Source organism: Ruegeria sp. BH8, from assembly GCF_056538065.1.
Window position 1 is genome coordinate 110,624 of record NZ_JBQFSP010000011.1, and the last position, 25,823, is coordinate 136,446.

General features: G+C 57.1%; 23 protein-coding genes. 21 read left to right on the top strand and 2 right to left on the bottom strand.

Going from position 1 to position 25,823, the window contains the following annotated elements:
* Positions 1 to 175 precede the first annotated feature (175 nt).
* The 6 genes from tldD (at position 176) to ACR0AD_RS16665 (ending at position 7,866) form a co-directional block, all read left to right on the top strand.
* Entirely contained in the window at positions 176 to 1,597 is a 1,422-nt protein-coding gene (gene tldD, locus ACR0AD_RS16640) for a metalloprotease TldD (protein ID WP_480488492.1), read from the top strand.
* A 239-nt stretch (positions 1,598 to 1,836) separates the two neighbouring features.
* Positions 1,837 to 2,964: a DNA-processing protein DprA gene (dprA, locus tag ACR0AD_RS16645; RefSeq protein ID WP_480488495.1), complete on the top strand. Its 1,128-nt coding sequence runs from the start codon at positions 1,837 to 1,839 to the stop codon at positions 2,962 to 2,964.
* 180 nt (positions 2,965 to 3,144) lie between these two features.
* Positions 3,145 to 5,772 carry a type I DNA topoisomerase gene (topA, locus tag ACR0AD_RS16650; RefSeq protein WP_480488496.1) on the top strand — a complete coding sequence of 876 codons (2,628 nt, stop codon included), beginning with the start codon at positions 3,145 to 3,147 and terminating at the stop codon, positions 5,770 to 5,772.
* A 123-nt stretch (positions 5,773 to 5,895) separates the two neighbouring features.
* Positions 5,896 to 6,423, top strand: a complete 528-nt coding sequence (locus ACR0AD_RS16655; protein WP_480488498.1) for a superoxide dismutase family protein — start codon at positions 5,896 to 5,898, stop codon at positions 6,421 to 6,423.
* A gap of 112 nt (positions 6,424 to 6,535) precedes the next feature.
* Positions 6,536 to 7,240, top strand: a complete 705-nt coding sequence (locus tag ACR0AD_RS16660) for a CoA transferase subunit A (RefSeq protein WP_209505579.1) — start codon at positions 6,536 to 6,538, stop codon at positions 7,238 to 7,240.
* Positions 7,240 to 7,866, top strand: coding sequence for a CoA transferase subunit B (locus ACR0AD_RS16665; protein ID WP_209505577.1), 627 nt, complete (start codon positions 7,240 to 7,242; stop codon positions 7,864 to 7,866). Before ACR0AD_RS16660 ends, ACR0AD_RS16665 begins: the two co-directional genes overlap by 1 nt.
* Before the next feature lie 38 nt (positions 7,867 to 7,904).
* Here the strand turns inward: ACR0AD_RS16665 and ACR0AD_RS16670 are convergent, their stop codons facing one another.
* Positions 7,905 to 8,771: a lytic transglycosylase domain-containing protein gene (locus tag ACR0AD_RS16670; RefSeq protein ID WP_480488501.1), complete on the bottom strand. Its 867-nt coding sequence runs from the start codon at positions 8,769 to 8,771 to the stop codon at positions 7,905 to 7,907.
* A 353-nt stretch (positions 8,772 to 9,124) separates the two neighbouring features.
* On the opposite strand from ACR0AD_RS16670, the gene ACR0AD_RS16675 reads away from it, so the two are divergent.
* The 15 genes from ACR0AD_RS16675 to pdeM all read left to right on the top strand — a co-directional run bounded on the left by ACR0AD_RS16675 (position 9,125) and on the right by pdeM (position 24,771).
* Complete coding sequence (locus tag ACR0AD_RS16675) at positions 9,125 to 9,361, top strand: Flp family type IVb pilin (protein ID WP_480484372.1); 237 nt, start codon at positions 9,125 to 9,127, stop codon at positions 9,359 to 9,361.
* 302 nt (positions 9,362 to 9,663) lie between these two features.
* Positions 9,664 to 9,891, top strand: coding sequence for a hypothetical protein (locus ACR0AD_RS16680; protein WP_480484371.1), 228 nt, complete (start codon positions 9,664 to 9,666; stop codon positions 9,889 to 9,891).
* Positions 9,892 to 10,183: 292 nt separating this feature from the next.
* Positions 10,184 to 11,062, top strand: a complete 879-nt coding sequence (cpaB, locus tag ACR0AD_RS16685) for a Flp pilus assembly protein CpaB (protein WP_480488502.1) — start codon at positions 10,184 to 10,186, stop codon at positions 11,060 to 11,062.
* A gap of 193 nt (positions 11,063 to 11,255) precedes the next feature.
* A complete protein-coding gene (locus tag ACR0AD_RS16690; protein WP_480484369.1) occupies positions 11,256 to 12,629 on the top strand; it encodes a type II and III secretion system protein family protein in 1,374 nt (457 codons plus the stop codon).
* A 17-nt stretch (positions 12,630 to 12,646) separates the two neighbouring features.
* Positions 12,647 to 13,270, top strand: a complete 624-nt coding sequence (locus ACR0AD_RS16695; RefSeq protein ID WP_480484368.1) for an OmpA family protein — start codon at positions 12,647 to 12,649, stop codon at positions 13,268 to 13,270.
* Between the two features lie 221 nt (positions 13,271 to 13,491).
* Entirely contained in the window at positions 13,492 to 14,727 is a 1,236-nt protein-coding gene (locus tag ACR0AD_RS16700; RefSeq protein ID WP_480488504.1) for a CpaE/TadZ family protein, read from the top strand.
* Between the two features lie 23 nt (positions 14,728 to 14,750).
* Entirely contained in the window at positions 14,751 to 16,196 is a 1,446-nt protein-coding gene (locus ACR0AD_RS16705; RefSeq protein ID WP_480488506.1) for a TadA family conjugal transfer-associated ATPase, read from the top strand.
* A gap of 11 nt (positions 16,197 to 16,207) precedes the next feature.
* Positions 16,208 to 17,176 (top strand): type II secretion system F family protein, encoded by a 969-nt coding sequence (locus ACR0AD_RS16710; protein WP_267363023.1) that lies wholly within the window; start codon positions 16,208 to 16,210, stop codon positions 17,174 to 17,176.
* 10 nt (positions 17,177 to 17,186) lie between these two features.
* On the top strand, positions 17,187 to 18,167 hold the full coding sequence (locus tag ACR0AD_RS16715; RefSeq protein ID WP_480488508.1) for a type II secretion system F family protein: 981 nt from the start codon (positions 17,187 to 17,189) through the stop codon (positions 18,165 to 18,167).
* A gap of 9 nt (positions 18,168 to 18,176) precedes the next feature.
* On the top strand, positions 18,177 to 18,761 hold the full coding sequence (locus ACR0AD_RS16720) for a tetratricopeptide repeat protein (protein ID WP_480488510.1): 585 nt from the start codon (positions 18,177 to 18,179) through the stop codon (positions 18,759 to 18,761).
* A gap of 29 nt (positions 18,762 to 18,790) precedes the next feature.
* The gene (locus ACR0AD_RS16725; protein WP_480488512.1) at positions 18,791 to 19,642 is read left to right on the top strand and encodes a tetratricopeptide repeat protein; all 852 of its coding nucleotides are present in this window, start codon (positions 18,791 to 18,793) and stop codon (positions 19,640 to 19,642) included.
* 3 nt (positions 19,643 to 19,645) lie between these two features.
* A complete protein-coding gene (locus tag ACR0AD_RS16730) occupies positions 19,646 to 20,191 on the top strand; it encodes a prepilin peptidase (protein ID WP_480488513.1) in 546 nt (181 codons plus the stop codon).
* 117 nt (positions 20,192 to 20,308) lie between these two features.
* Entirely contained in the window at positions 20,309 to 21,616 is a 1,308-nt protein-coding gene (locus ACR0AD_RS16735) for an ATPase (protein ID WP_209505546.1), read from the top strand.
* Between the two features lie 40 nt (positions 21,617 to 21,656).
* Entirely contained in the window at positions 21,657 to 24,068 is a 2,412-nt protein-coding gene (locus ACR0AD_RS16740) for a ligase-associated DNA damage response DEXH box helicase (protein WP_480484362.1), read from the top strand.
* Between the two features lie 40 nt (positions 24,069 to 24,108).
* Positions 24,109 to 24,771, top strand: coding sequence for a ligase-associated DNA damage response endonuclease PdeM (gene pdeM, locus ACR0AD_RS16745; RefSeq protein ID WP_480488515.1), 663 nt, complete (start codon positions 24,109 to 24,111; stop codon positions 24,769 to 24,771).
* Between the two features lie 2 nt (positions 24,772 to 24,773).
* On the opposite strand, the gene ACR0AD_RS16750 is transcribed toward pdeM, so the two are convergent.
* Positions 24,774 to 25,325, bottom strand: coding sequence for a LytTR family DNA-binding domain-containing protein (locus ACR0AD_RS16750; RefSeq protein WP_480488517.1), 552 nt, complete (start codon positions 25,323 to 25,325; stop codon positions 24,774 to 24,776).
* Between the last annotated feature and the right edge of the window lie 498 nt (positions 25,326 to 25,823).

The following is a 25,823-nucleotide window of genomic DNA, read 5'->3' on the forward strand; positions in this document are numbered from 1 at the left end:
TTCTGTCCTGATCGTTTGATCTTTGCGTCCCTGACGGAAAGGTGTGAATCGGTCGCACCTCTCCCGTTGTCTTTGGCCGCGTTAAAAACCATATTCCAGCGGGTAGATAAAGCAAAATGCTTGCGTCAAACAGACGCTATTTTTGATCTGGATCAAACCCGAAAGGTCGCTACCCATGCCTGAAGCCCCGTTTCGCCCCTTTGAGAGCGCCCTGCCGCAAGATGAAGCACTGGCCATATTGCGTTCGGCAACGGACGGGGCCGAGGATGGAGAGCTGTTTGTCGAGCGTCGGAAATCCGAATCTCTGGTGTTTGACGACGGGCGTCTTCGCACCGCGTCTTATGACGCATCCGAGGGGTTTGGTCTGCGCGCCGTTCAGGGCGAAGTGGCGGGGTACGCGCATTCGACTGATGTATCGATAGCCGCGCTGAAACGTGCTGCCGAGACCGCGCGACTGGCGGTTGGCGATGGAGGCGGAACGCTCGCCGAAGCCCCCCGGCCCACGAATACGCGCTTGTACACGGACGAAGACCCAATCGAATCTGCCGCCTTCCCGGTGAAAATCGAAACCCTGCGGGAGATTGACGCCTTTGCCCGCGACCTGGATCCGCGGGTGGTTCAGGTTAGCGCAATGATCGCAGCCGCCGTGCAGGAGGTGGAAATTCTGCGACCCGATGGTGTGATGGTGCGTGACGTGCGCCCCATGACGCGCGTGAATGTCTCGGTCATTGTTGAACAGGACGGGCGGCGCGAAAGCGGATCGGCCGGTGGCGGCGGGCGGGTTGGCCTAAGCGGGCTGATCGACCCGGCCGACTGGCAGGCCAAGGCGCGCGAAGCCCTGCGCATCGCGTTGGTCAATCTGGACGCGGTTCCCGCGCCTGCCGGCGTGATGGAGGTTGCACTTGGCCCCGGCTGGCCCGGTATTTTGCTGCACGAAGCCATCGGTCACGGGCTAGAGGGCGATTTCAACCGCAAGGGAAGCTCGGCCTTTGCCGGGCTGATGGGGCAACAGATTGCATCCAAGGGCGTGACCGTGGTGGATGACGGCACGATTGCCGACCGTCGCGGCTCGATCACTGTGGATGATGAGGGCACGCCCAGTTCGCGCACCGTATTGATCGAGGATGGCATCCTGACCGGCTACATGCAGGATCGGCAAAACGCCCGGCTGATGGGCGTTGCACCCACGGGAAATGGGCGGCGACAGAGCTATGCGCACAAACCCATGCCGCGCATGACCAATACGATCATGTTGGGGGGCGACGCTGATCCGGCGGCTTTGGTGGCAGATATTAATGACGGCATCTGGGCGGTTGGATTCGGCGGCGGCCAGGTCGACATCACCAACGGCAAGTTCGTTTTCTCGTGCACCGAGGCGTATCGTGTCGAAAACGGCAAGATCGGAGCGCCTGTCAAGGGCGCCACGCTGATCGGCGACGGGCCTTCGGCGTTGAAGCGCATCCGCGGCCTTGGCAATGATATGGCTTTGGATCCGGGTATGGGCACCTGCGGCAAGGACGGTCAATGGGTGCCCGTGGGTGTGGGTCAACCGACAGTGCTGATGGACGGGTTGACTGTCGGCGGGTCGGCGGCCTGAGGCGGAAGAGAAGCGCAAAGGCAGGCGCAGGGTTAACCATGCGCCACTTTGATTCGATAGCACTCCAACCGACGCCATTGATTTGAGCGCCGGTTGGAAAATGTTCTTTTATTTATTTTCAGACACTTAACCGGTGTGTTCTCCGAGAAATACAGAAAAATCGCTGCTAATTATCTGCGATTCAGAGGCTGTTAACCCCCTGTCCCGTAAACCAGTTCTGCAATCAGGCGGAGCAACGGATGACCGAAGAGCAGCTTTCTTCCAATCACCCCCCACTCCCACCCACCACGGAAGAGGACCGGTTTTCGTGGCTTCGCCTGTTGCGCTCGCGCAAGGTCGGCCCGGCGACGTTTCGTCGGCTGCTGCGTGAACATGGCTCGGCGCAGAACGCGCTGGCCGCGCTGCCTGAAATGGCACGCGCCGCCGGAATAGATGGGTATGAAACCTGTCCCCCCGGCGTGATCGAGGCGGAACTCAGGGCCGCAGAAGCCGCCAAAGCGCGGCTTTTGTGCCTTGGGTCCGCAGATTTCCCCGACGCGTTGAACGACCTATCCGATGCCCCGCCCTTGCTTTGGGCCATCGGGGATGTGTCGCTGTTGCAGAAACCGGCGATTGCGATGGTGGGCGCGCGCAACTGTTCCTCGCTGGGCGCACGGATGGCGCGTGGTCTGGCGCGCGCCTTGGGTGAAAAGGGACATGTGATTGTCTCGGGTCTGGCGCGCGGCATTGATACGTCGGCGCATATGGCGTCGCTGGACACCGGCACTGTTGCCGTCATGGCGGGCGGTGTCGATGTCATTTACCCGGCCGAGAACACGGAACTGGCGCATAAAATCGCGACCAAGGGACTGCGGCTGTCGGAACAGCCAATGGGCGTGACACCTCAGGCAAGGCATTTTCCACGCCGCAACCGGATCATCTCGGGCCTGGCCCAAGCTGTTGTGGTGGTCGAGGCCGCCGCGAAATCCGGCAGCCTGATCACAGCGCGTGACGCCCTGGATCAGGGGCGCGAGGTTCTGGCCGTGCCCGGCCATCCGTTCGACGCCCGCGCTGCCGGGTGCAACCTTTTGATTCGGGACGGTGCGACGCTGGTCCGTTCGGCAGACGACGTTGTCGAAGCCCTGCCGCAGCAAGGCGATCTGGTCTTTGCAAATCCCGAGCTGCCGCCCGCCATGCAGCCACGGCCTGCCGTACTGGACTTGCAGGCGCAAATCCTTGAGCGGTTGGGACCTTCCCCTATCGCCGAAGACCAGTTGCTGCGCGATATTGCGGCCTCGGCCGGGGATCTGGGGCCAGCGCTGGTCGACCTTGAACTGGACGGACGAATCCAGCGACAGCCGGGCGGGCTGTTGTCTCTGGCAGGCTGATTTGGACGGAAAACAAGATTGCCCAATCGAACGCTCTGCCTGCTATCAGGTGCGGGTATCACGCTGAAATCACGTCGCTTTTCCGCCTGCCAAAGGAACGCATTGACAATCCCCGCTTGCCCCACACATTTTGCACCACCATAAAAGGCGCCAAATTCGTCGAGCGAGGTTTCCCCTTAAATGCCCGTAGTTGTTGTAGAATCTCCGGCCAAAGCAAAAACAATCAATAAATATCTCGGCCCTGACTACACCGTTCTGGCCTCTTACGGCCATGTGCGGGACCTGCCGCCAAAGGACGGATCGGTCGATCCGGACCATGGATTTTCCATGACATGGGAAGTGGGCAATGACAGCCGCAAACATGTAAAGGCCATCGCCGACGCGCTGAAAGAAGACAACGCGCTGATCCTCGCCACCGACCCTGATCGTGAGGGTGAGGCAATCAGCTGGCATTTGCAGGAAGCGCTGACCAAGCGCCGCTCGATCAAGAAAGACACACCGGTTAGCCGGGTGACCTTCAACGCCATCACCAAAGAAGCGGTGACCGAGGCGATGAAGAACCCGCGCGACGTCGATATGCCCCTGGTCGAAGCGTATCTGGCACGCCGCGCCTTGGACTACCTTGTTGGCTTCAACCTGTCACCGGTTCTGTGGCGCAAACTGCCCGGCGCAAAATCCGCAGGTCGGGTGCAGTCGGTCTGTCTGCGCCTGATCGTCGAGCGTGAGATGGAGATCGAAGCGTTCAAGCCGGTCGAGTACTGGTCGGTTCGGGCCCTGTTCGAGACACCGCGTGGTCAGACCTATGAGGCGCGGCTGGTCACGTTGGCGGGCAAGAAACTGGACAAGCACGATCTGGCCAACGCAACACAGGCCGAACTGGCGGTTCAGGCCGTCACCAGCCGCGCGCTGCGTGTGACTTCGGTCGAAGCCAAGCCCGCCGCGCGCAATCCAAGCGCGCCGTTCATGACTTCGACCCTGCAACAGGAGGCGAGCCGCAAATTCGGCATGGGCGCGCGCCATGCGATGCAGGTTGCGCAGCGCCTCTATGAGGCCGGATACATTACCTATATGCGAACCGACGGGATCGACATGGCACCCGAGGCCGTGACGGCAACGCGCGACACCATCGCGGACCGGTACGGTGCAGAATATGTGCCGGACAGCCCGCGTATGTACAAGAACAAGGCCAAGAACGCGCAAGAAGCACACGAATGTATCCGCCCCACGGATATGACGCGCGATGCCAAGGCGCTGAAGGTCACGGATGAAGATCAGCGCAAGCTTTATGATCTGATCTGGAAACGGACCATTGCCTGCCAGATGGCGGCAGCACGATTGGAGCGCACAACGGTCGAGATTGGCAGTGACGACGGTCAGGTCGGTCTGCGAGCCACCGGTCAGGTGGTAATGTTCGACGGGTTCATGCGCGTCTATGAGGAAGGCCGCGATGATGTCGCCGATGATGACGAAAAGCGCCTGCCACAGATCATGGAGGGCGACCCCGCGCGCTTTTCCAAGACCACGCTGCGCGATCAGTTTGCCAAGGCCACCAGCGAGTCGGACAAAGCCGCTATCATGGCCGATAACGAAGCCGTTCTGGCGTTGCAGCATCACACGCAACCGCCCCCGCGCTATACCGAGGCCACTTTGGTCAAGCGGATGGAGGAGTTGGGGATCGGACGTCCTTCGACCTATGCCTCAATCGTGACCACGATTCAGGACCGCGAATATGTGCGCAAAGACAAGAACCGGCTGATCCCCGAGGAAAAGGGCCGGATCGTCACCATCTTTCTGCTGAACTTTTTCCGTCAATACGTTGGATACGAGTTCACCGCGAATCTGGAAGAGCAACTGGATGACGTCAGCGCCGGTGATCGTGACTACAAGGATCTGCTGGGCAAGTTCTGGCGTGATTTTTCGGCAGCGATTGGCGAAACATCCGAACTGCGCATATCGGAAGTGCTGGACAAGCTGGACGAGGCATTGGCGCCACAGCTTTACCCCCCGCGTGAAGACGGGTCCGACCCGCGTATCTGCCCGAAATGCGGGTTGGGACAATTGCACCTGAAAACCTCACGCACCGGCGGGTTCGTGGGCTGCGGAAACTATCCGGAGTGCACTTATACGCGGCCTATCGCCGGTGAAGGCGCGGAAGGCGACGAACAATTGCTGGGCGAAGACGCCGGGGATGAGATCTGGCTGAAGTCCGGCCGATTTGGGCCGTATGTCCAGCGAGGCGAACCCACGCCCGAGAACAAGAAGCCTCCGCGCGCCTCGCTTCCACGCGGCTGGAGCAAGGATGACATGGATCTGGACAAGGCGCTGACGCTTCTGTCCCTGCCGCGCCAGATCGGTGAGCACCCCGAAGGCGGCATGATCACCTCGAACTTCGGGCGTTTTGGCCCCTATCTGATGCATCAGCTGGCCGATGAAGCCAAGCCGGTCTATGCCAATCTCAAAGACCCTAATGATGTGTTCGAAATCGGTATGAACCGCGCCGTTGAGCTTTTGGCCGAGAAACGAGCCAATCCCGGCGGACGCGGGCGCGCGGCGGCAAAACCCTTGAAAGACCTGGGCGAGCATCCAGACGGCGGCGCGATGCAGGTTCTGGACGGACGGTACGGGCCATATGTAAAATGGGAAAAGGTCAACGCGACCATCCCGAAAGACATCAAGCCCGAAGACGTGACGCAGGAAATGGCCATCGAACTGGTCAATGAGCGCGCATCCAAGAAGGGCACCAAGAAAAAGGCTGCGCCCAAAAAGAAGGCTGCCGCCAAGAAGACAGCAAAGAAAGCGGCTGAATAAACCGGACGTTTGACCGGGACATGTCACTAAGCGCGCGGGCCGGTTTCTGAATAAAGGAACCGGCCTGCGTGTTTACAGTCTGACGCGATACAGGATTGCGTTGTTCAGTAAAGGAGTTGAGACATGTTCAGAACCGCCATTCTTGTTGCGGCGATAGGCGTTGCGGCTGCCACGCAGGGCCAAGCCGCGCATCACGTCAAATCCGCCACAGCCGCAATCATCAACGCGCAAGGCGACGTCATTGGTCAGGCGAAGGCGACGCAAGGGCCCAATGGTGTTCTGCTGCACGTGCGCGTCACAGACCTGCCGCCGGGAAAACACGGGTTGCACCTGCACAGCCATGGTGTCTGCGAGGCCGGTGAAGGGTTCAAGACGGCCCAAGGCCATGTTGGCAAAGTTGAAGGCGCACATGGGCTGCTGAACTCAGAAGGCCCCGAGCCCGGCGATCTGCCCAATCTATATGTGGGACAGGATGGTGTGGGCGAGATGGAGGCCTTTACAAACCTGGTTTCGCTTGAGGGTGACGGGAATGCATTGCTGGATGCGGACGGGTCAACTTTCATCATCCACGAAGCTGGCGACGATCACATTAGCCAGCCCATTGGCGGTGCTGGCGGGCGCATCGCCTGTGGGATCCTGATCGCCGACTGACACTATTGTCAGCTGAACTACCGTAGAAATACCTGAACCTTCTGGTTTTATTGACTTCCCCATAACGTGGCGGCACAACCTGCCCATCACCATGTCATTGGGGGAGTTTTCCATGAAGAAAGTCTATGCCAATGCCGCCGAGGCACTCGATGGGGTGCTGACGGATGGCATGCTGATTGCCGCGGGCGGGTTTGGCCTGTGCGGCATTCCCGAACTGTTGCTTGCTGCCATCCGGGATTCGGGCGTCAAGGACCTGAGTTTTGCGTCGAATAACGCCGGTGTGGACGACTTCGGTATCGGCATCCTGTTGCAGACCAAGCAGGTCAAAAAGATGATCAGCTCGTATGTCGGCGAAAACGCCGAATTCATGCGTCAGTATCTGAGCGGCGAGCTGGAACTGGAATTCAACCCGCAAGGAACACTGGCCGAACGGATGCGCGCCGGTGGTGCCGGTATTCCCGGTTTCTACACCAAGACGGGCGTCGGCACCGTGATTGCGGAAGGCAAGGAGCACAAGGATTTCAACGGCGAGACCTATATCCTTGAGGAAGGCATTTTTGCCGATCTGGCTATCGTCAAGGCCTGGAAGGCTGACGACACCGGCAATCTGGTATTCCGCAAGACTGCCCGCAACTTTAACGTGCCCGCTGCCACCTGCGGCAAGATCTGCGTGGCCGAAGTGGAAGAGATTGTTCCGCGCGGCTCACTGGACCCGGACAAAATCCACCTGCCCGGCATCTATGTGCATCGCATCATTCAGGGCGATCACGAAAAGCGCATCGAACAGCGCACCACCCGCAAGAAGGAGGATGCATAATGCCCTGGGACCGCAATCAGATGGCCGCACGCGCGGCAGAGGAACTGGAAGACGGCATGTATGTGAACCTCGGCATCGGGATTCCGACGCTGGTGGCGAACTATGTGGGCGACAAGGACATCACTCTGCAATCCGAAAACGGAATGCTGGGTATGGGCCCTTTCCCGTATGAGGGCGAAGAAGACCCGGACCTGATCAACGCGGGCAAACAAACGATCACCGAACTGTCCCGCACTGCCTATTTCGACAGCGCCACATCCTTTGCGATGATCCGGGGCGGCAAAATCGCTGCTGCGATTCTGGGAGCCATGGAAGTGGATGAGAAAGGTGACCTGGCAAACTGGATGATCCCCGGCAAGCTGGTGAAAGGCATGGGCGGCGCCATGGACCTGGTTGCAGGCGTTGGGCGCGTGATCGTGGTTATGGACCACACCAACAAGCACGGTGAAAGCAAGGTCCTGAAGGAATGCACTCTGCCACTGACAGGCAAGGGTGTCGTGGATCGCATCATCACCAATCTGGGCGTTCTGGACGTGGTCGAGGGCGGATTGAGAATCGTCGAACTGGCAGAGGGTGTCAGTGAAGACGAAATGCGCGCTGCGACCGAAGCGACAATCGTCGGCTGAACAAAAGAAAAGGCCCGCCGGATCTAGGCGGGCCTTTTTCAATTTGAGGTCTGGAACACGCACCCATCTGAAATCAGATCCGGCGGTGTCGCGCACAAAGCCCGCGCGATCTGGAAAGCGGCCAGAACCTTGGGGACATAGTCTCGGGTTTCGGCATAAGGCGGCACGCCGCTGTGTTTACGTACAGCCCCCTCACCCGCGTTGTAACCGGCCAGAACCAGAATCGGATCATTCCCGAACTCTTCCATCAGCCAGTTGAGGTATTTCACGCCCCCGGCGATGTTCTGCGAGGGTTGCAGACTGTCCTTAACACCAAAGCGGGCAGCTGTGGCGGGCATCAACTGCATAAGCCCCTGTGCACCGGCCGAACTGACGGCATCCGCGCGACCGGCTGATTCAACCGAAATGACAGCCAGCACCAGCGCTGGCGACACATTGGTTCCCACGGTTGACCGCAAAATCTCGATCCCGCGTTCTTTTGCTATGTTTTGCAGCGATTGCAGCCGGGGTGATCTTACATTCGTCGCCGCCAGCGCGTTAATCGCAGCATCAAGCCGCCCGGCCCCACCTTCATCGATATGCGGTGAAATGCGGTCCCAGAATGCCTTGTACGACCCTTTCGGGTCAGGCGCGGCACCGATTCCCGGCACTGTGGGCTGAACCACTTTGGTTCTTGCTATGATTTCTGGAACCACCAGCTCCACCCCTGTGCTGGGGGCTGAGGGCTTGGCCGCGTGTTCCTCGGGTGTGATCTGAATGGTCACGCGAGGACGCTCACCCGGCTTGGGGGCCTTGATCCGCTTGTAAACTCCGCGCGGCTCAACCTCGGTCGCTGACCCGGGTGCGACACCAGATAGTAGAAACGCCAGTACACCGGCGCATTGAAGTGCGTTCCGGAGAGTCATGTGCCTGCCTCATGTATTCTTTTTACGCGATTTGAACCGCGAATCTTCGCCCAAGGCCAGAAAAACAAAGCGAATTGGGGCAATTTCGCCTCATTTGGCGTATATTTGCACCGCTGCGGAGCACTTCGCACCAATCGAAGAAATTTTTTTCCTTTTATTTGCAAAGGTTTACGCATTTAGTGACTAAAAAGTTAAGCCGCGCGAAAAAAAATCTGTGTTTGGCCCAATTCCTGCCACGCACAACAGGCAAACATTAATCCATACCGAGACGGACATGAGCGGACTGAGAGAGAAAGCTCTGAAGAACGCCGAGGTTTGTTAAACTCTTTTTGATCCTTTAGGAGGGACGTAACATGATCAAGTTCATCAAGAACTTCCGCAAAGACGAAGACGGCGCAGTAACAGTTGACTGGGTTGTTCTGACCGCAGCAGTCATCGGCCTGGCAGCCGTTGCATACCAGCAGATCTCGGCTGGCGCGACCGGCCTGGCAACAGACGTGAACCAGGCCCTGAACGGCGCATCGCTGAGCACCGGCAGCAACACTGCAACCGGCGGTATCACAACTGCAGGCAGCAACAGCGGCAGCTAAGCTTCTGCTTGAGCAAGATTTTGAAGCCGCGCCATTCAGGCGCGGCTTTTTTTCGTTCAGAAGTCTTTCAATATCTCTAAGAATAGAGTTTGACGGTCCTACCTCGCACGCCACGCCGCGAGCGCCACCGAATTGATCACGCCCAATTTGCAGGTCTTTGCGCACAAAAGAGCCCGTGAAAAAGTTTGCAATCTTGGATATTTCCACCGAAATCAACTTTTGGCCTGATTTCCGCCATCCGAACGAACCACTGTTAGGCGACGTTACAGGAAACACTGAATTGTCGTATTGGAGATAAGTAGATGCTAAAGTTCCTTAATCGGTTCAAATCGGACGAAGCAGGAGCGGTGACCGTTGACTGGGTGGTTTTGACCGCAGTGCTCATCGGTCTGTCAAGCGCGACCTACCTTGTCATCAGATCAAGTGTTGATGGTATCGGCGGTAACATCAACCAAGCCATGAGTTCCTCTGTTGTCAGTACCGGCTCGAACACCGCTCCCGGTGGCCTTGTAACAGCGGGAACCAACTGACCCACAGCGAGTTTTCACATTCACCAGCTTTCCTGAGCTTGTTGGTGAACGTGTCGGGCAAATAATCGCGGCGACCTTTTTGGGCGCGGCGTTTGTTTCGTTGTTCTTCGTCTGGCCTGCCGCAGGGAGATGACAGCAGTCGTTTTGCGGAATTGTGCGAAAGCTGACGCAGAATCTAACAAGCAGACATTTTTGTCCCACATTTCGACACAATTTACATCTAACACTTGGGCTGTTTCAAAGTGGCCCTTTGGCCGCTTAGTATCCGACTAAATAAGAAAGAGGTGCATGTATGCGAGCGGTATTCGGACTTGTCCTGATTGTCGGCGTTGCTCTGGCTGGGGGCGCCGTTTACATGGCGCGCAACTATATTGCGGCTTATCAAAGCGAACTGGCACGGCAGAAACAAGCGGCAGAAGAAGCGCTGGCCAATGCCAAAGTCGATGTCATCCCGACGGTAACTGTTTACGTTTCAAATCGTCCTCTGAAATACGGTGAACGCCTGACGCAAGAAGACATTCGCGCTGTAGACTGGCCGGAAAACGCGATTCCCGAAGGTACGTTCTCTGATCTCACTGCCTTGTTTCCCGAAAGTGGCGCCAATGAGCGTTATATTCTGAGGACCATGGAAAAAGACGAGGCGATTATGGAGGTCAAGATCACACGGCCAGGCGAATCGGCCGGGCTGACCTCTCGTCTTGAAAAAGGTATGCGCGCCTTTGCGATCAGCGTGGACGTGGCCTCTGGTGTTTCAGGCTTCCTGCGCCCCGGCGACAATGTCGACATCTACTGGACCGGGTCAAGCGGGACGGTAGAAGGGAATTCTGGCGGCATCACCAAACTGATCGAAACGAACGTTCAGCTGATCGCCGTCGACCAGACCGCTGGTTCGGACGTCGCAAGCGCAACGATTGCACGCACAGTCACGGTCGCAGCCACGCCGGAACAGGTCGCAGCACTCGCGCAGGCCCAGAACACCGGGCGGCTGTCGCTGGCCCTTGTTGGGGTGCAGGATGACTCTGTTGCGTCGGCAATCGAGGTGGATCAGCGCAAACTGCTTGGAATAACGGCAGCCGCTCCGGAACCGAAGGAAGAGGTTGAACAGGTCTGCACGACGCGCATCAGACGCGGTGGAGAGATTGTCAACGTGCCTATACCCTGTACAAATTGACGCCAATTCAGAGTGTTACAAGATCGGAGCCGCATCTCAGATGCGGCTCTTTTCTTGTTGTTGTTGCCAATTCTCCACATAAGGAAAATTCCAGAAACCATTGATTATTGCAATAAATTCGGATTTCGCGCAGTCTCTTAGCACATAGGGCATAAGACCCAAAAAACGAGGCGTGATCGGAGAGGCAGGTCACATGACAATACGTTCCTGGATCAGCGCAACCCTGCTGGGGTTGTCGCTTGTTATGAGCCCGGTCGGCGATGCCGCCTGGGCTGAAACCCTTCGCGTGGTGAAAAAGGGCACAGTGGAAACGCTGGAAGTTCCGATGAATCGCGCGATTGTTGTGGAAAGCGAACAACCGTTTGCAGAGCTCAGCATTGCCAACGCAGGCATTGCGGATATCTCTTCGCTTTCGGATCGCACAATCTATGTTTTGGGCAAGGCCCCTGGCCTGACCACGCTAACACTGTTTGATGGCGCAGGAAATCTGCTTGCCAACGTACGTGTCCGGGTCTCGCCCGATGTAACCGAATTTAAAGAGCGTCTGCGTCAGATCCTGCCAAGTGAGCAGATTGAAGTGCGCACCGCCAATGATGGCATCGTACTGTCCGGCACGGTTTCAAGCGCCGCCAAACTGGCCCGCGCACTTGAATTGGCTGAACGCTACGCGCCCGAACGTGTATCGAACCTGATGTCTGTAGGTGGCGTGCAGCAAGTGATGCTGAAAGTACGCTTTGCCGAGATGAATCGCTCAGTCGCAAAAGAGCTTTCTTCAACACTTTCAGTTGCGGGCACTGATTTTCTCGGTGGCTTCAATCCGCAGAACCTTGTTCCCCCTATCACCGTGGAAAATGGTACGTTGTTGTTTGGCTTCGGGGTCGGATCAGCTCAGGTCAACTTGCTGCTGCAAGCCCTCGAGTCGAAGGGCCTTGTTCGCAACCTTGCCGAACCAAACCTTTCGGCCCTGTCCGGACAGGAAGCAACGTTCCTGGCTGGCGGTGAGGTTCCGATTCCAGTGCCGCAAGACGACGGTGTCGTGGCAATCGAGTACAAAGCCTTCGGTGTGAATATGAACTTCATCCCGCGGGTTGTGGACGGCGACCTGATCAATCTGGAAATGGGCACCTCGGTTTCGAGCATCGACACCAGCACGAACTTCACGATCAATGGAGACACCGTTCCCAGCTTTATCGTGCGGGAAGCCAAGACCACTGTAGAGTTGCGCGACGGGGAAAGCTTTGCCATCGCAGGGCTGCTTCAGGACAACTTTGTTGACCAGGTCAACCAAGTGCCGTGGCTGGGAGATGTGCCGGTTCTGGGGGCCTTGTTCCGCAGCGCTGACTATCAGCGCGAACAAAGTGAACTTGTCGTCATCATAACGGCGCATCTGGTGACGCCGACGCGTGGCGAGGCGCTAGCCCTTCCCACCGATCGTGTCAAACCACCCAGCGAATTTGACCTGTTCGCGAATGGTCGGGTTGCTCGTACACAGCGGCCCGGAGCCGGCGGAGCATCCGAAGTTGCCAAACAGAATTTTGGCAGCTCGTACGGCTACGTCCTAGATTGATCAGGAGGATAGGACCAATGCAGAAGTGGATCATCACACTGGGTCTTACGGTCGCCGTTGCCGCATGTACGCGCGAGGTCGGATATGAGATCGATGCCGGAACCTTTGGAAACGCGACATTGAACAATATCCAGGTTCAAAACGGCGAGTTGACCTACGCTCAGATTCTTGGGCGCAGATTTGCCGCGGATGTGCCCAGCCAAGTGAACTTTGCCTTCAACAGTTCGCAACTGGACGCATCAGCGCAAAGCATACTGTTGCAGCAGGCTGACTGGATCAAACAGTTCCCCGAAGCCAGGTTCCGGGTTTACGGACACACAGATGCTGTAGGATCAACCAGTTACAACAAGAGCCTTGGTCTACGCCGCGCACAGGCAGTAGTCGCATTCCTTGAACGGCAAGGAATCTCGCGTTCACGTCTTGAAGCCGTTGTATCCTTTGGAAAAACGCAGCCGTTGATCGCGACACCGAATCGGGATCGCCGCAACCGCCGGACGGTAACGGAAGTTTCTGGCTTTGTTGACCGTCACCCGCAGCTGCTGGACGGCAAATACGCCAACATCATCTATCGCGAATACGTTGAAAGTGCGACGTGGAAGAGCGTGATCGAAGATGTATCAACAACAGATACGGCCAACTAGTGCCGCTGGCATTGGTGGATAATACAAGCAGAATGGGCGACATCGTCGCCCATTTCCCTACAATTGGTTCTTTTGCGCCCAATTCTTGCCCAACTTCAAAGCAACATTGTGAAAAATAGGGTGACCTGCGGCCAAATTTGACCGTATTGGGGCGACAGCACATCAATCTGGCGGAATTCGTTCATATGACATGCTGAGCCCTCACGACGAGGATAGTGTTTATGACCAGCGCAACGCCGCAAGACGAAAATTCTGCAATCCTGGCCTGCACCATAAGCCGGGATGTCCAGAATTTCGACCTTCTGATTGAAGACATGGAAACCATTCTGGGCGAGCGCTGGGGCGACCTGGGCTTTGCCGAAGCGCTGGCCTTTTTCAGCCAGCCAGAAGCCGAAGCACTTGAATTCGTTGCATTGGCAATCGACGGGGAAGATGAAGACAACCTGTCATTGATGGGTGAAATCATCACGCGGGCCAAGGAAAAGAAGATCAAGGTCGTCTTGATCGCCGAGGACGTCACACCTGCTTCGCTCCACCAATTGCTGCGCAAGGGTGCGGACGAGTTTGTCCCCTACCCGCTTCCGGAAGGTGAATTGCAGGAAGCGGTAGAACGCATGAAGCAGCCCGATCCGGTTGCCATGGCGCAAGCCGCAGCTGTTCCATTGGCAAATGGCGAATCAAAGGAAGGCGCGTTGTTCGTCGTTCAGGGACTTGCTGGTGGCGTGGGATCCACGACTTTGGCGGTAAACCTGGCCTGGGAACTGGCCTGTGCATCGGACAAGGATGCCCCGTCTGTCTGTCTGATCGATCTGGATCTGCAATACGGCACGGTTTCGACCTATCTGGACCTGGCACGCCGCGAGACGGTGTTCGAAATGCTGTCGGATACGGATTCGATGGACAGCGAGGTTTTCTCACAAGCTCTTCAAACTTATGAAGAAAAACTGCAGGTTCTGACTGCACCATCCGACATGGTGCCATTGGACCTGATTACCCCCGAAGACATCCAGCGCGTGATTGACGTGGCGCGCACGCATTTCGACTATGTGGTTGTGGATATGCCTAAAACGCTGGTCTTGTGGTCGGAAACGGTCTTGCAGGCGGCGCATGTATATTTTGCAATGATCGAGCTTGATATGCGCTCGGCTCAGAACGCCCTGCGCCTCAAGCGCGCGTTGCAGGCCGAAGAACTGCCCTTCAACAAGCTGCGCTTTGCGCTGAACCGGGCCCCAAAATTCACCGACCTGAATGGAAAAAGCCGCGTGAAACGCATGGGGGAAAGCCTTGGCATCTCAATTGACCTGCTGCTGCCTGATGGGGGCAAACCTGTCATGCAAAGTGGCGACCATGGTTTGCCGCTGGCCAATTCAGCCGCCAAGAACCCGCTTCGCCGGGAAATCGCGAAGCTGGCCAAATCACTTCACAGCCTTGGCAGCAGCAGCGCTGAAGCTGCGTAACATCATCCCAAGGGGGGATCGCCGTGTTTTCAAGATATAAAAAACAGCCAGCAGCGCAGCCCGTCAAAGCGGCAGCGCAGCCGGTCGAAACGACGGCACCTGCCGCACAAGCTGCCCCCAGCCCCGCTGCAACGGCCGTCGTACGCAAACCTCAGAAAAAAACGGCTGAGGTTGCCGGGGCAGATCGTGATCGAAAACGCAAAGAGCGGCTGAGTGAGATCAAAATCGAACTTCACCGCGAGTTGCTGGAGAACCTGAACCTGGCAGCTTTGGAAACTGCCGCCGAAGCGGAGCTACGAGCCGAAATCAGCGCAATCGCCAGCGAAGTTCTGGAAACCAGGAACATCGTTCTGAATCGCGACGACCGATCGCAGCTGAACAAAGAACTTTATGACGAAGTAACAGGCCTTGGCCCGCTTGAGACGCTTCTGCAGGACGATACGGTCAACGATATTCTGGTCAACGGACCGCATCAGATTTTCGTGGAACGAGCCGGTAAGCTGGAAATCAGCGACATCACCTTCAAGGATGAAAAGCACCTGATGCGGATCATCGACAAGATCGTGTCCGCAGTAGGCCGTCGTGTCGATGAATCCAACCCCTATGTTGACGCCCGACTGGCCGATGGATCGCGATTCAACGCCATGGTGCCCCCTATCGCGGTTGATGGGTCTCTGGTTTCGATTCGTAAATTCAAAAAAGACAAGCTGGGTATCGATGATCTGGTCAATTTTGGTGCGTTCACCGAGGAAATGGCTGCCTATTTGCAAGCTGCTGTGTCGACCCGACTGAACGTTATCGTGTCGGGCGGTACCGGTTCCGGTAAAACGACTACGCTCAACGCTCTGTCCAGCTTTATCGACGATGCCGAACGCATCCTGACCATCGAGGATACAGCGGAACTTCAGCTGCAACAGACGCATGTGGGCCGGATGGAAAGCCGACCGCCCAACGTGGAAGGCAAAGGTGAGGTCAGTCCGCGCGACTGTCTGAAGAACGCCTTGCGGATGCGACCTGACCGCATCATCGTCGGCGAGACACGCGGCGCCGAGGTGATCGATATGTTGCAGGCCATGAACACTGGCCACGACGGTTCGATGACCACGATCCACGCGAACTCGGCCCGGGATGGGATTTCACGCCTGGAAAACATGATCGCGATGGCCGGCATCGAAATGCCCATTAAGGCCGTCCGCAGCCAGATCGCAAGCGCTGTGAACCTGATCGTTCAGGCCAGCCGATTGCAGGACGGTTCGCGCCGGATGACCTCGATCACCGAAATTACCGGTATGGAAGGTGACGTGATTTCAATGCAGGAAATCTTTCGTTTTCAACGTGTTGGCCTGACACCTGACAACAAGATCATCGGTCACTTTACGGCAACTGGGGTGCGCAGCCACTATTCGGAACGCTTCCGTCTGTGGGGGTTTGATCTGCCCGCATCCATCTACGACCCAACCACAATGTAGGAGAACCGGGTATGCAATTGCCTATGGAGGCGATCATCTATGTCGCCATCTTTGTGGGGGTTCTTGCCCTGGTCGAGGGCATCTATCTGGTTGCGTTCGGCAAATCCATCAGCCTGAACAGCCGGGTCAACCGGCGTCTGGACATGCTGGAAAAGGGTGCCGGGCGCGAACAGGTTCTGGAGCAGCTGCGCAAGGAAATGCAGCAGCACATGAAATCACAGAGCATTCCTCTGTATTCGCTGCTTGCTGACAAGGCTCAAAAAGCCGCGATTGCGTTTTCACCCCGTCAGCTGATCATGATCATGGCTCTGGTCTCGGCCATGGCATTTGTCGGTCTGAGCATTGGTACCGCGACGGATACGGCGCTGCGCATCGCGATTTCAATCGCCATCGGTATTGGCGGTGTTTACGCGTGGGTAAACCACAAGGCCAAGAAACGTATGGGCATGATCGAAGAGCAACTGCCTGACGCGGTTGAGCTGATGGTGCGTTCGCTTCGTGTGGGTAATCCTTTCGTTTCGACAATTCAGGTTGTTTCCAACGAAGTTCAGGATCCGCTGGGAACCGAGTTTGGTATTATCGCGGATGAATGCGCCTATGGACGCGATGTGGGCGAGGCGCTCAAAGATATGGCCGAACGTCTGGACATGCAGGATCTTCGGTTCCTCGCGGTTGCTGTGGGTATTCAGCAGCAGTCCGGTGGTAACCTGGCTGAAATTCTGGCTGGATTGGCACAGGTGATCCGCGCGCGGTTCCGCCTGTTCCGGCGCGTCAAGGCGATCACGGCCGAAGCCCAATGGTCAGGTAAGTTCCTGTCTGGCTTCCCAATTGCGTGTCTGATTTTCATCCTGGTCAAGGATCCGGGGTATTATGACGAAGTGTTGGATCACCCCTGGTTCATCCCTGCGTGTTTCGTTGTCGGCATTTTGCTGACACTGAACCTGATCGTCATGAAGATCATCACCAACATCAAGGTCTGAGGGCAGCACAATGGAATTTCTGACCAACATCAATGACCTGCTGACCCAACACCTGGGTGAGTTCGGCCCCCTGATCGTAGTGGGTGTACTTGGCCTGATCATGGTTCTTGTCGCTGTCTCACTGATCATGAGCCAGCCGGAAGATCCTCTGAAAAAGCTTCAGCGGTCGAATGCGGCGCCCCGGGCGACGAAAAAAAGCAAGAAAGAGCAACTGCGTAACTCCAGCCGCAATGAGCAGCTTGAGAAATTCGCGACTTTCCTGGAGCCGAAAAACGAAGAAGAGTATTCGGCGGTTGAGCTGAAGCTGCGTCAGGCGGGATACCGGTCAAAAGATGCGGTCCGGTTCTTTCACTTTGCGCAGTTTTCGCTTGGTATCATTGGTATCGTTGTCGGTGTTCTGCTGATTACGGTCCTGTCAAACGGTCAGGAATTCACCGGCCAGCAGATGATGATCCGGGTATTCGTGCCAGCCGCAATCGGTTATTTCGCGCCGAAATACTGGATCACGCGCCGGGTCGAAGCACGCAAAGAGGCGATTACCGCAGGTTTTCCGGATACGCTTGACCTGATGCTGGTCTGCGTTGAGGCCGGGCAGTCACTGGACCAGGCCATCGTGCGCGTGTCCGGTGAAATGAAATCCTCCTACCCAGATATTGCTCAGGAATTCGAAACCGTCGCACACGAGATGAAAGCCGGTAAGGACAAAGACACTGTTTTGCGCGATTTCGGAGTGCGCTGCGGCGTACAGGACGTGAACTCATTCGTCACTGTGATGATCCAGTCGGCGACTTTCGGTACATCCATTGCCGAGGCATTGCGGGTTTACGCCGCTGAAATGCGCGACAAACGCGTGATGCGGGCCGAAGAGGCTGCGAACAAGTTGCCTACCAAGATGACTCTTGTCACAATGATGCTGACAGTTCCGCCACTGCTGATCATTCTGGTCGGTCCGTCGGCGAATGTCATTTCGACTTTCGGGCGCGCAGGATGATAAAACCCTATGACAGCTGAATTCTGGTGCTTCCCTTCCGGGTTTCGCCGAATACTTAAGGCCACCGTGGTTTGCACCATGGTGGCTTCTTGCACAGAAGGCCTGTCACCGAACGGCCTGGATGCGCCGGGAGTTGATCCCAGGGGACAGGCAGAAGACAATATCGAGGTCGGAAACCGGCTGATGGCTGCCGGTGAATACGAACTGGCGCTTGATACCTTTACCCGTGCCGCGTTGGATCAGGGCATGACGACACAGGTCCTGACTTCTCTGGGTACCGCCAATCTTGGGTTGCGGCGTTTAGGGCAGGCCGAAGAACTGCTGCGCCGCGCCGTGGAAGACGATCCGGATTGGCCTGTTGCATGGAATAATCTGGGCGTTCTGCTGATGGAGAAACAGGAATACCCCGAAGCGGCGCAGGTCTTTCAACGGGCTTATGCGCTGGACAATGGCGAAAGTGACGCAATCCGCGACAATCTGCGCTTAGCGCTCGCAAAAATGGAAAATCCTGTTAATAATATCCCGCAAGAACAACAAGAGTTTACACTGGAGCAGCTTGGCGACGGGCAATTCGCGCTACGCAAGATCCAGTAATCGAGGCAAGAGCAGTAAAGGACGCAAAAATGCGCCAGCAATTCTTGATTCCGACTGTTATTATCAGCGGTCTGTTCCTTTCGGCCTGTGCAAAGGAAACCGAAGAGGAAAAGGTGGAACGTACGTTTCAGGAAGTGAACGTCATTGACGAAACCAACCTGAACGATGTGTTGTTGAATGCCGCCGACCCGAACGAGGCGGTGACCTATTTTCACGGTGCCGCACTCAAAAACCCTGATCGAATCGACCTTCAGCGCGGGCTGGCAATATCCCTGGGTCGCGCAAAACGCACCACCGAAGCGGCAGCAGCGTGGAAGCGCGTGACGACAATGAAGGGTACGAACGCCGCGGACAAGGTCGAGTACGCCGATGCGCTAGTGCGAAATGGCGACTGGTCTCAGGCCAAAACCGTTCTGGATTCGGTTCCCCCGACATTCGAAACCTTCAAACGCTACCGCCTTGAGGCGGTGGTCGCGGATTCCCGGAAAGAATGGAAGCGGGCTGACCATTTCTATGAAACGGCCGTAGGGCTAACCACCCGCCCAGGCAGCGTGATGAACAATTGGGGGTACTCGAAGCTGACCCGCGGCCAGTATGCCGAAGCCGAACGCCTGTTCACCGACGCAATTCGTCAGGACAGCTCTCTGTTCACTGCCAAGAACAATCTGGTGTTGGCCCGGTCAGCGCAGGGCAACTACAGCCTTCCGGTGGTTCCAATGACCCAGGTCGAACGGGCCCAACTGTTGAACACGATGGGGATTTCCGCAGTCAAGCAGGGCGACGTAGAAACCGCGAAAAACCTGTTCCGCGAGGCCATTGCCACCCATCCGCAGCATTTCGATGAAGCGGTCCGCTCGCTTCGTGCACTTGAAGAGGCCTGACACATGCAAATCCCCGCTGCGGCGGCGGCATGGTTCCTGCCCTTTGTGCTGCCGATCTGCTTTTACGTGGCCTTTACGGATCTGCGTGAGATGCGGATCAAGAACCATGCAGTAGTTGCCCTGGCACTGATTTATGTCGTGGTCGGGCTGATTGCTATCCCGCCGTGGTCCACCGGCGCGGTTAGCGGCCATCTGCTGCTGATCAATGTGTCGATGCCGATCTATTTCTGGCACCTTCTACATATCCTCGTGGTGTTGATTTTCGGCATTCTCCTGAACGCTTCGGGAGCGATGGGTGCGGGCGACGCGAAATTTCTTGCCGCATCCGCGCCGTTTGTCTGGCTTGGCGATCTGAAGCTGGTTCTGCTTATTCTGACCGCCTGTATTCTGGCCGCTGTGGTCACGCACCGTTTGGCGAAAATCACAAGGTTGCGTACCATTGCTCCACATTGGGAAAGCTGGGATCGGGGCAAACAGTTCCCCATGGGGTTCGCACTGGGTGGATCGTTGGCCATGTATCTGATTCTGGGTACTGTTCTCGGTTCGTAAACTATCATCAGCGCGCCTTGCCGCTGCCTTTGTCCCGCCACAAAGCTGGGTCACTTTTCCTTCAAGTCGCCCTTATTCGGGCAGTTGGCGTTACAATTTGACGAACGAGCACCGCGCATGAATATGCAGACTTCCTCTGTTATGGCCCCCCCTGCCCCGAAGGGGTTAGGCGAAATGAAGCTTCCGCTGGTGATGATGCGGGACATCTTGCTGAAGACCATATTCCGCAAGAATGCGAGCACAGTGTCAGAAGTTTCAGCAGCCATATGTCTGCCCGGCGCAGTCACGCAGGAACTGATCGATATCGCGCGCGAGCAAAAGCTGCTTGAGGCTACGGGGACGCTGAACGCCAACAGTGGCAACGAGATGGGATATCAGCTGACTGATGCCGGCAAGGCCCGCGCACTGGATGCCCTCAGCCAGTCCGAGTATTTCGGTGCGATGCCCGTCCCGCTGGACGTCTATCGCGAGCAGGTCAAGCGCCAGTCGATCCGCAACATTCAGGTCACGCGCGACCAGCTGACCAATGCGATGGGGCACCTGGTTCTGCCCGACAGCCTGCTGGATCATCTGGGCCCGGCGGTCAGCGCAGGCCGGTCGATCCTGATGTATGGACCGCCGGGCAACGGTAAGTCGTCCATCTCGAACGGCATTCGCGATGCGTTGGGGGACAATGTCTATGTCCCCTATGCCATCGAATATGCGGGTCAGGTGATCACGGTCTACGACCCGATCGTGCATACCGCGATCGAGCAGGAAGCCGACGACCCGAACAGCCTGCGCCGCCGCAAGCGGTTCGACTCACGCTATGTGCAGTGTGAACGCCCGACCGTGGTTACCGGCGGCGAACTGTCGCTTAGTATGCTGGACCTTGTCTACAACCCCACGGCAAGAACCTATCAGGCACCGCTGCAGCTGAAATCCACCGGCGGCATCTTTATCGTGGACGACCTTGGCCGTCAGGCCGAACCGCCGCAGGCGCTGGTCAACCGCTGGATTGTTCCACTGGAAGAAAACAAGGATATCCTGGGCCTGCAATCGGGTGAGAAATTCGAAGTTCCGTTTGATACGCTGGTCATTTTCTCGACCAACTTCCACCCGAACGAGATCTTTGACCAAGCGGCCCTGCGCCGGATCTTCTTCAAGATCAAGATCGACGGCCCGAATCAGGAAAACTTCCTGAAGATTTTCGCCATGGTTGCGCGCAAACGCGGGATGCCGCTGGATGAGGCGGCGCTGGTGCATCTGCTGAAGGTCAAGTACCCGACCATCAACAATATCTACGCCAACTATCAACCGATCTTCCTGATCGACCAGATGATCTCGATCTGCGAGTTCGAAGGCATCCCCTATCAGATGAGCCCGGAACTGATCGACCGGGCCTGGGCCAACATGTTCGTCAAAGACGAGAAAATCGTCAAATAACGCCGTGCCATTACCACTCCGGGGCGGGTAGTCTGCGTTCATGACGCAGATTCCCGCACGGATTGCCACTTGGTTTTCCACCAAAGGCTGGTCCATCCACCCGCATCAGCAAGAGATGTTCGACCGCGCATGCAGCCCGGCGACACTGTTGATTGCGCCCACCGGTGGCGGCAAGACCATGGCCGGATTTCTGCCGTCGCTGGCTGAACTTGCGGATGCTGATCACAATGGATTGCACACAATCTATGTCTCGCCGCTCAAGGCGCTGGCAGCGGATATCAAACGTAACCTGCGCACCCCGGTGGATGAGATCGGTCTGCCTATTCGGATCGAGGATCGCACCGGTGATACCTCAGCCACGCAAAAGAAACGCCAAAGGGTCGATCCGCCCCACATCCTGCTGACCACACCGGAAAGTCTGGCGCTGCTGACCTCGTACGAGGATGCGCCGCGTATGTTTGAAGGGGTGCAGCGGATCATCGTTGATGAAATCCACGCACTGGCTGAAAGCAAGCGAGGGGATCAGCTGATGCTGGCGCTGGCACGTCTGCAACGCCTCAATCCCGATCTGCGCCGCGTCGGGTTATCGGCGACAGTGGAAGATCCTGTTGCGATTGCCCGCTTTCTGGCCCGCCGTCCTGATCCCTGCCAGATTGTACAGGCCGACCCCGGCCCGGACCCGGATATCCGAATGCTGGAAACGCCACAGATGCCACCCTGGTCTGGTGGTGGCGCGGCTTATGCCATCCCAGCTGTGCTGGAGCAGATCAAGCACCACAAGACCACGTTGATCTTTCACAATACGCGCGCCCAGGCCGAGATATTCTTTCACAATCTTTGGCTGGCCAATGATGACGGTCTGCCCATCGGTATCCATCACGGCAGTCTGGACCGACAACAGCGCGAGCGGGTCGAGGCGGCGATGGTTCGGGGGGACTTACGCGCCATCGTCTGCACCGGTTCGCTGGATCTGGGCATCGATTGGGGGGATGTCGATCTGGTGATCCAGATCGGCGCGCCAAAGAATGTCAAAAGGCTGGTGCAAAGGATCGGACGGGCCAACCACCGCTATAACGCACCTTCCAAGGCGCTTTTGGTGCCTGCCAATCGCTTCGAAGTGGTCGAATGCGTCGCCGCGCTAGAGGCCGCCAAAGCCCATGAATTAGATGGGGAACCCCGCGGTCGCGGCCCGCGCGATGTTTTGTGCCAGCATATCCTGATTGCCGCCTGCGCCGGGCCGTTTAACGCAGATGATCTATATGCCGAGATGACATCCGCCGGGCCTTACGCTCAGCTGAAGCGGGCAGAGTTTGACGCCTGCCTGAATTTCTGCGCCACCGGCGGCTATGCTCTGCAAGCCTATGATCGCTGGCAAAGGTTGCAGCAGCGTACCGACGGGCAATGGCAGTTGCGCGACCCACGCGCCGCGTCGCGCATTCGTATGAATCTAGGCACTATTCAGGACACGGATACGCTCAAAGTTCGTCTGAAACGTAACCGGGGCGGCAAACCTCTGGGTGAGGTTGAAGAAGCATTCGCTGCCTCGCTGACGCCCGGCGACACCTTCCTGATCGGCGGGCAAATCGTGCGGTATGAGGGACTGCGCGAGATGGTGGTCGAAGTCACGCGGCGTGCTGACCGAAAGCCAAAGATTGCGACCTTTTCGGGCACGAAATTCGCAACCTCAACGCAACTCAGCGACCGCATCCTGAACATGTTCGCCCAACAGGGCTGGCCACAGCTTCCCCCTCATACGTCTGAATGGCTGGATTTGCAGCGCCAGATGTCCCGCCTGCCCCAGCGTGATCGTCTGCTGATCGAGAGCTTTCCCAGCGATGGGCGTGAACATCTGTGCGTCTACGGATTTGCTGGTCGCAACGCGCAACAAACACTGGGCCTGCTGCTGACCAAACGGATGGAGGAAACCGGACTGGCCCCGCTGGGGTTTGTCGCCACGGACTATGCCACGCTGATCTGGGGTCTGGACGCGGTTACCGATCCCCGCCCGTTGCTTCAACCCGATGCGCTGCGCGACGGACTGGACACCTGGCTGGCAGGTAACGCCGTTATGAAGCGCACGTTTCGTGCATCGGCCACCATTGCGGGTCTGATCGAACGCAACATGGCAGGGCAACGCAAAAGCGGGCGGCAGGCTACGTTTTCGTCAGATATCCTGTATGACACCTTGCTGAAATACGATCCCGATCACCTATTGATGCAGATCACCCGCGAAGAAGCCATGCGCGGGCTTGTCGATTTCGGTCGGATCGAAACAATGTTGGCCCGAATTGGCGACAGAATCGATCTGGTGCGGCTCGAGCGTGTCTCGCCCTTGTCAGCACCACTGTTTCTTGAGGTTGGCAAAGTGCCGGTGAAAGGCAGTGCCGAAGAAAGGCTTCTGGCGGAGGAAAGCGCACGGCTGCTGCAAGCGGCGGGGTTGGAACAGCTTTGATCTGCTTGCGCCGGGCTCTGAAACAGGCCAAGAACGTATCATGAACGAATTTGGGTTTCCGTTTGCTGGTCAGTGCTTGTGTGCTTTGCCGTCCGGTGCGCTTTGGTGGCCAGACGAAAGCTTGCTGTGCGTGTCGGACCTGCATCTGGGCAAATCCGAGCGCGTGGCGCGGCGTGGTGGGCCTTCGCTTCCGCCTTATGACAGCCGTGAAACGCTGGACCGCCTGAAGGATGATCTGGCGCGCACGAACGCCAAAACCGTTGTATGTCTGGGCGACAGCTTCGATGATCTTGAGGCTGCCCGGGCGCTGCCAAAATCAGAAATGCTAAGGATCGCGACCTTACAGTCCGGACGTCTGTGGATCTGGATTGAGGGGAACCACGATCCCGGTCCTATTGAGCTGGGTGGAACCCATCTGTTCGAATGGCACCGTGGTCCGCTTGTTTTCCGTCATATCGCGCAGGATCCCGCGCGAGGCGAAGTTTCCGGCCATTACCATCCAAAAGTCCGGGTCAGGATCAAGGGGCGTCATATTTCACGGCCCGCCTTTCTGCTGAACGATCATCGCCTGATACTTCCGGCGTATGGCACCTTTACCGGGGGACTGCGCAGTTCGGATCATGTGCTGTCGGCACTCATGGGTTCGCAGGCGATGGCGATCCTCACAGGCCCGCTTCCTCACTTGATGCCAATGCCGCGATAGGTTCAGATCAGGCCGGCCTCTTCCAGCATGGGTTTGTATTTCCGGCTGACCGGAACCAGATCGCCATTGACCAGTTTCAGAAAGGTTTTGCTGCCTTCTCTTTCGACACTTGCAATGGATGCGTCGGTGACCCAATGCGAACGGTGCGAACAATGACCCGGGACAGGCTCCATCTCGGCGATTGCATCTGTGAAACGCGACCGAAGCGTGAAGGTGCCTTCTGAGGTGACAACATCTACGTTGTGATCCCGAACAGTCAGGCGATAGATTTTCCCGTTGAACCCGGGTGGCAAGCGTTTGACAAGGCGTGGTTTTTCAGGATCAGACTCAGTACTTGCCGCAGCATTCAGATCGTTGCGCTGAACAAGCATCAAGCCAGTCGCGAACAAAGCGCCATAAACCACAACCCTTTCGGCGTCCGGTGCCATATATCCACCACAGGTGAAAAGAACCCAGGCCAACATCCAAAGTGAGGGCGTGAACAATGCCAGGGTCAAAGTAACAAACGCCAGGTCCCGCGCCGGAACATTCAGGAAAACGGGATTCTTCCGCATCAGCTTTCTGGCAAGCCCGGTCACCATCAAAGCAAGGACCATCACTCCGGCCCAGAATACAAGCCGCAATCCAAATGACAGGTCAGAATCATGGAAGGGTGGAAACGCATATGCAAGTAAAGGAAGAAAGACCAAACCCGCTACGACACGCTGCGGCGAAAATGCCTTCTGGATTATACTTATTTTAGACGTCATACCGCTTTTGTGCATGAATTAGCATAGCTCAACCCGAACGCGTCAGACACAATAGTGTCTTCACCTGTAACCAACTGGGAATACAGGGATATCATGAATTGTTCAGCTGTCAAACCCATTCAGGCTGCTTTGCCCATGCTCCCATGGGGCGGTCTGGGGGCGGTTTGGCTGGAACCTTGCCTGCCAAAAAAAGGGGACCAGTCCGACGGATACGCTCCGGCCCCCGTGTTTATCAGGCGGTCAGGCCTTCTGGTTCTGGGAGTTTGTTTGCGCGGCAGCAGGCGGTGAGGGTGTTGGCCAGCA

Bases quoted from the DNA above. Each gene is read 5' to 3' on its own strand.
- tldD (WP_480488492.1), top strand. From the start codon at position 176: ATGCCTGAAGCCCCGTTTCGCCCCTTTGAGAGCGCCCTGCCGCAAGAT.
- dprA (WP_480488495.1), top strand. From the start codon at position 1,837: ATGACCGAAGAGCAGCTTTCTTCCAATCACCCCCCACTCCCACCCACC.
- topA (WP_480488496.1), top strand. From the start codon at position 3,145: ATGCCCGTAGTTGTTGTAGAATCTCCGGCCAAAGCAAAAACAATCAAT.
- ACR0AD_RS16655 (WP_480488498.1), top strand. From the start codon at position 5,896: ATGTTCAGAACCGCCATTCTTGTTGCGGCGATAGGCGTTGCGGCTGCC.
- ACR0AD_RS16660 (WP_209505579.1), top strand. From the start codon at position 6,536: ATGAAGAAAGTCTATGCCAATGCCGCCGAGGCACTCGATGGGGTGCTG.
- ACR0AD_RS16665 (WP_209505577.1), top strand. From the start codon at position 7,240: ATGCCCTGGGACCGCAATCAGATGGCCGCACGCGCGGCAGAGGAACTG.
- ACR0AD_RS16670 (WP_480488501.1), bottom strand. From the start codon at position 8,771: ATGACTCTCCGGAACGCACTTCAATGCGCCGGTGTACTGGCGTTTCTA.
- ACR0AD_RS16675 (WP_480484372.1), top strand. From the start codon at position 9,125: ATGATCAAGTTCATCAAGAACTTCCGCAAAGACGAAGACGGCGCAGTA.
- ACR0AD_RS16680 (WP_480484371.1), top strand. From the start codon at position 9,664: ATGCTAAAGTTCCTTAATCGGTTCAAATCGGACGAAGCAGGAGCGGTG.
- cpaB (WP_480488502.1), top strand. From the start codon at position 10,184: ATGCGAGCGGTATTCGGACTTGTCCTGATTGTCGGCGTTGCTCTGGCT.
- ACR0AD_RS16690 (WP_480484369.1), top strand. From the start codon at position 11,256: ATGACAATACGTTCCTGGATCAGCGCAACCCTGCTGGGGTTGTCGCTT.
- ACR0AD_RS16695 (WP_480484368.1), top strand. From the start codon at position 12,647: ATGCAGAAGTGGATCATCACACTGGGTCTTACGGTCGCCGTTGCCGCA.
- ACR0AD_RS16700 (WP_480488504.1), top strand. From the start codon at position 13,492: ATGACCAGCGCAACGCCGCAAGACGAAAATTCTGCAATCCTGGCCTGC.
- ACR0AD_RS16710 (WP_267363023.1), top strand. From the start codon at position 16,208: ATGCAATTGCCTATGGAGGCGATCATCTATGTCGCCATCTTTGTGGGG.
- ACR0AD_RS16715 (WP_480488508.1), top strand. From the start codon at position 17,187: ATGGAATTTCTGACCAACATCAATGACCTGCTGACCCAACACCTGGGT.
- ACR0AD_RS16720 (WP_480488510.1), top strand. From the start codon at position 18,177: ATGACAGCTGAATTCTGGTGCTTCCCTTCCGGGTTTCGCCGAATACTT.
- ACR0AD_RS16725 (WP_480488512.1), top strand. From the start codon at position 18,791: ATGCGCCAGCAATTCTTGATTCCGACTGTTATTATCAGCGGTCTGTTC.
- ACR0AD_RS16730 (WP_480488513.1), top strand. From the start codon at position 19,646: ATGCAAATCCCCGCTGCGGCGGCGGCATGGTTCCTGCCCTTTGTGCTG.
- ACR0AD_RS16735 (WP_209505546.1), top strand. From the start codon at position 20,309: ATGAATATGCAGACTTCCTCTGTTATGGCCCCCCCTGCCCCGAAGGGG.
- ACR0AD_RS16740 (WP_480484362.1), top strand. From the start codon at position 21,657: ATGACGCAGATTCCCGCACGGATTGCCACTTGGTTTTCCACCAAAGGC.
- pdeM (WP_480488515.1), top strand. From the start codon at position 24,109: ATGAACGAATTTGGGTTTCCGTTTGCTGGTCAGTGCTTGTGTGCTTTG.
- ACR0AD_RS16750 (WP_480488517.1), bottom strand. From the start codon at position 25,325: ATGCGGAAGAATCCCGTTTTCCTGAATGTTCCGGCGCGGGACCTGGCG.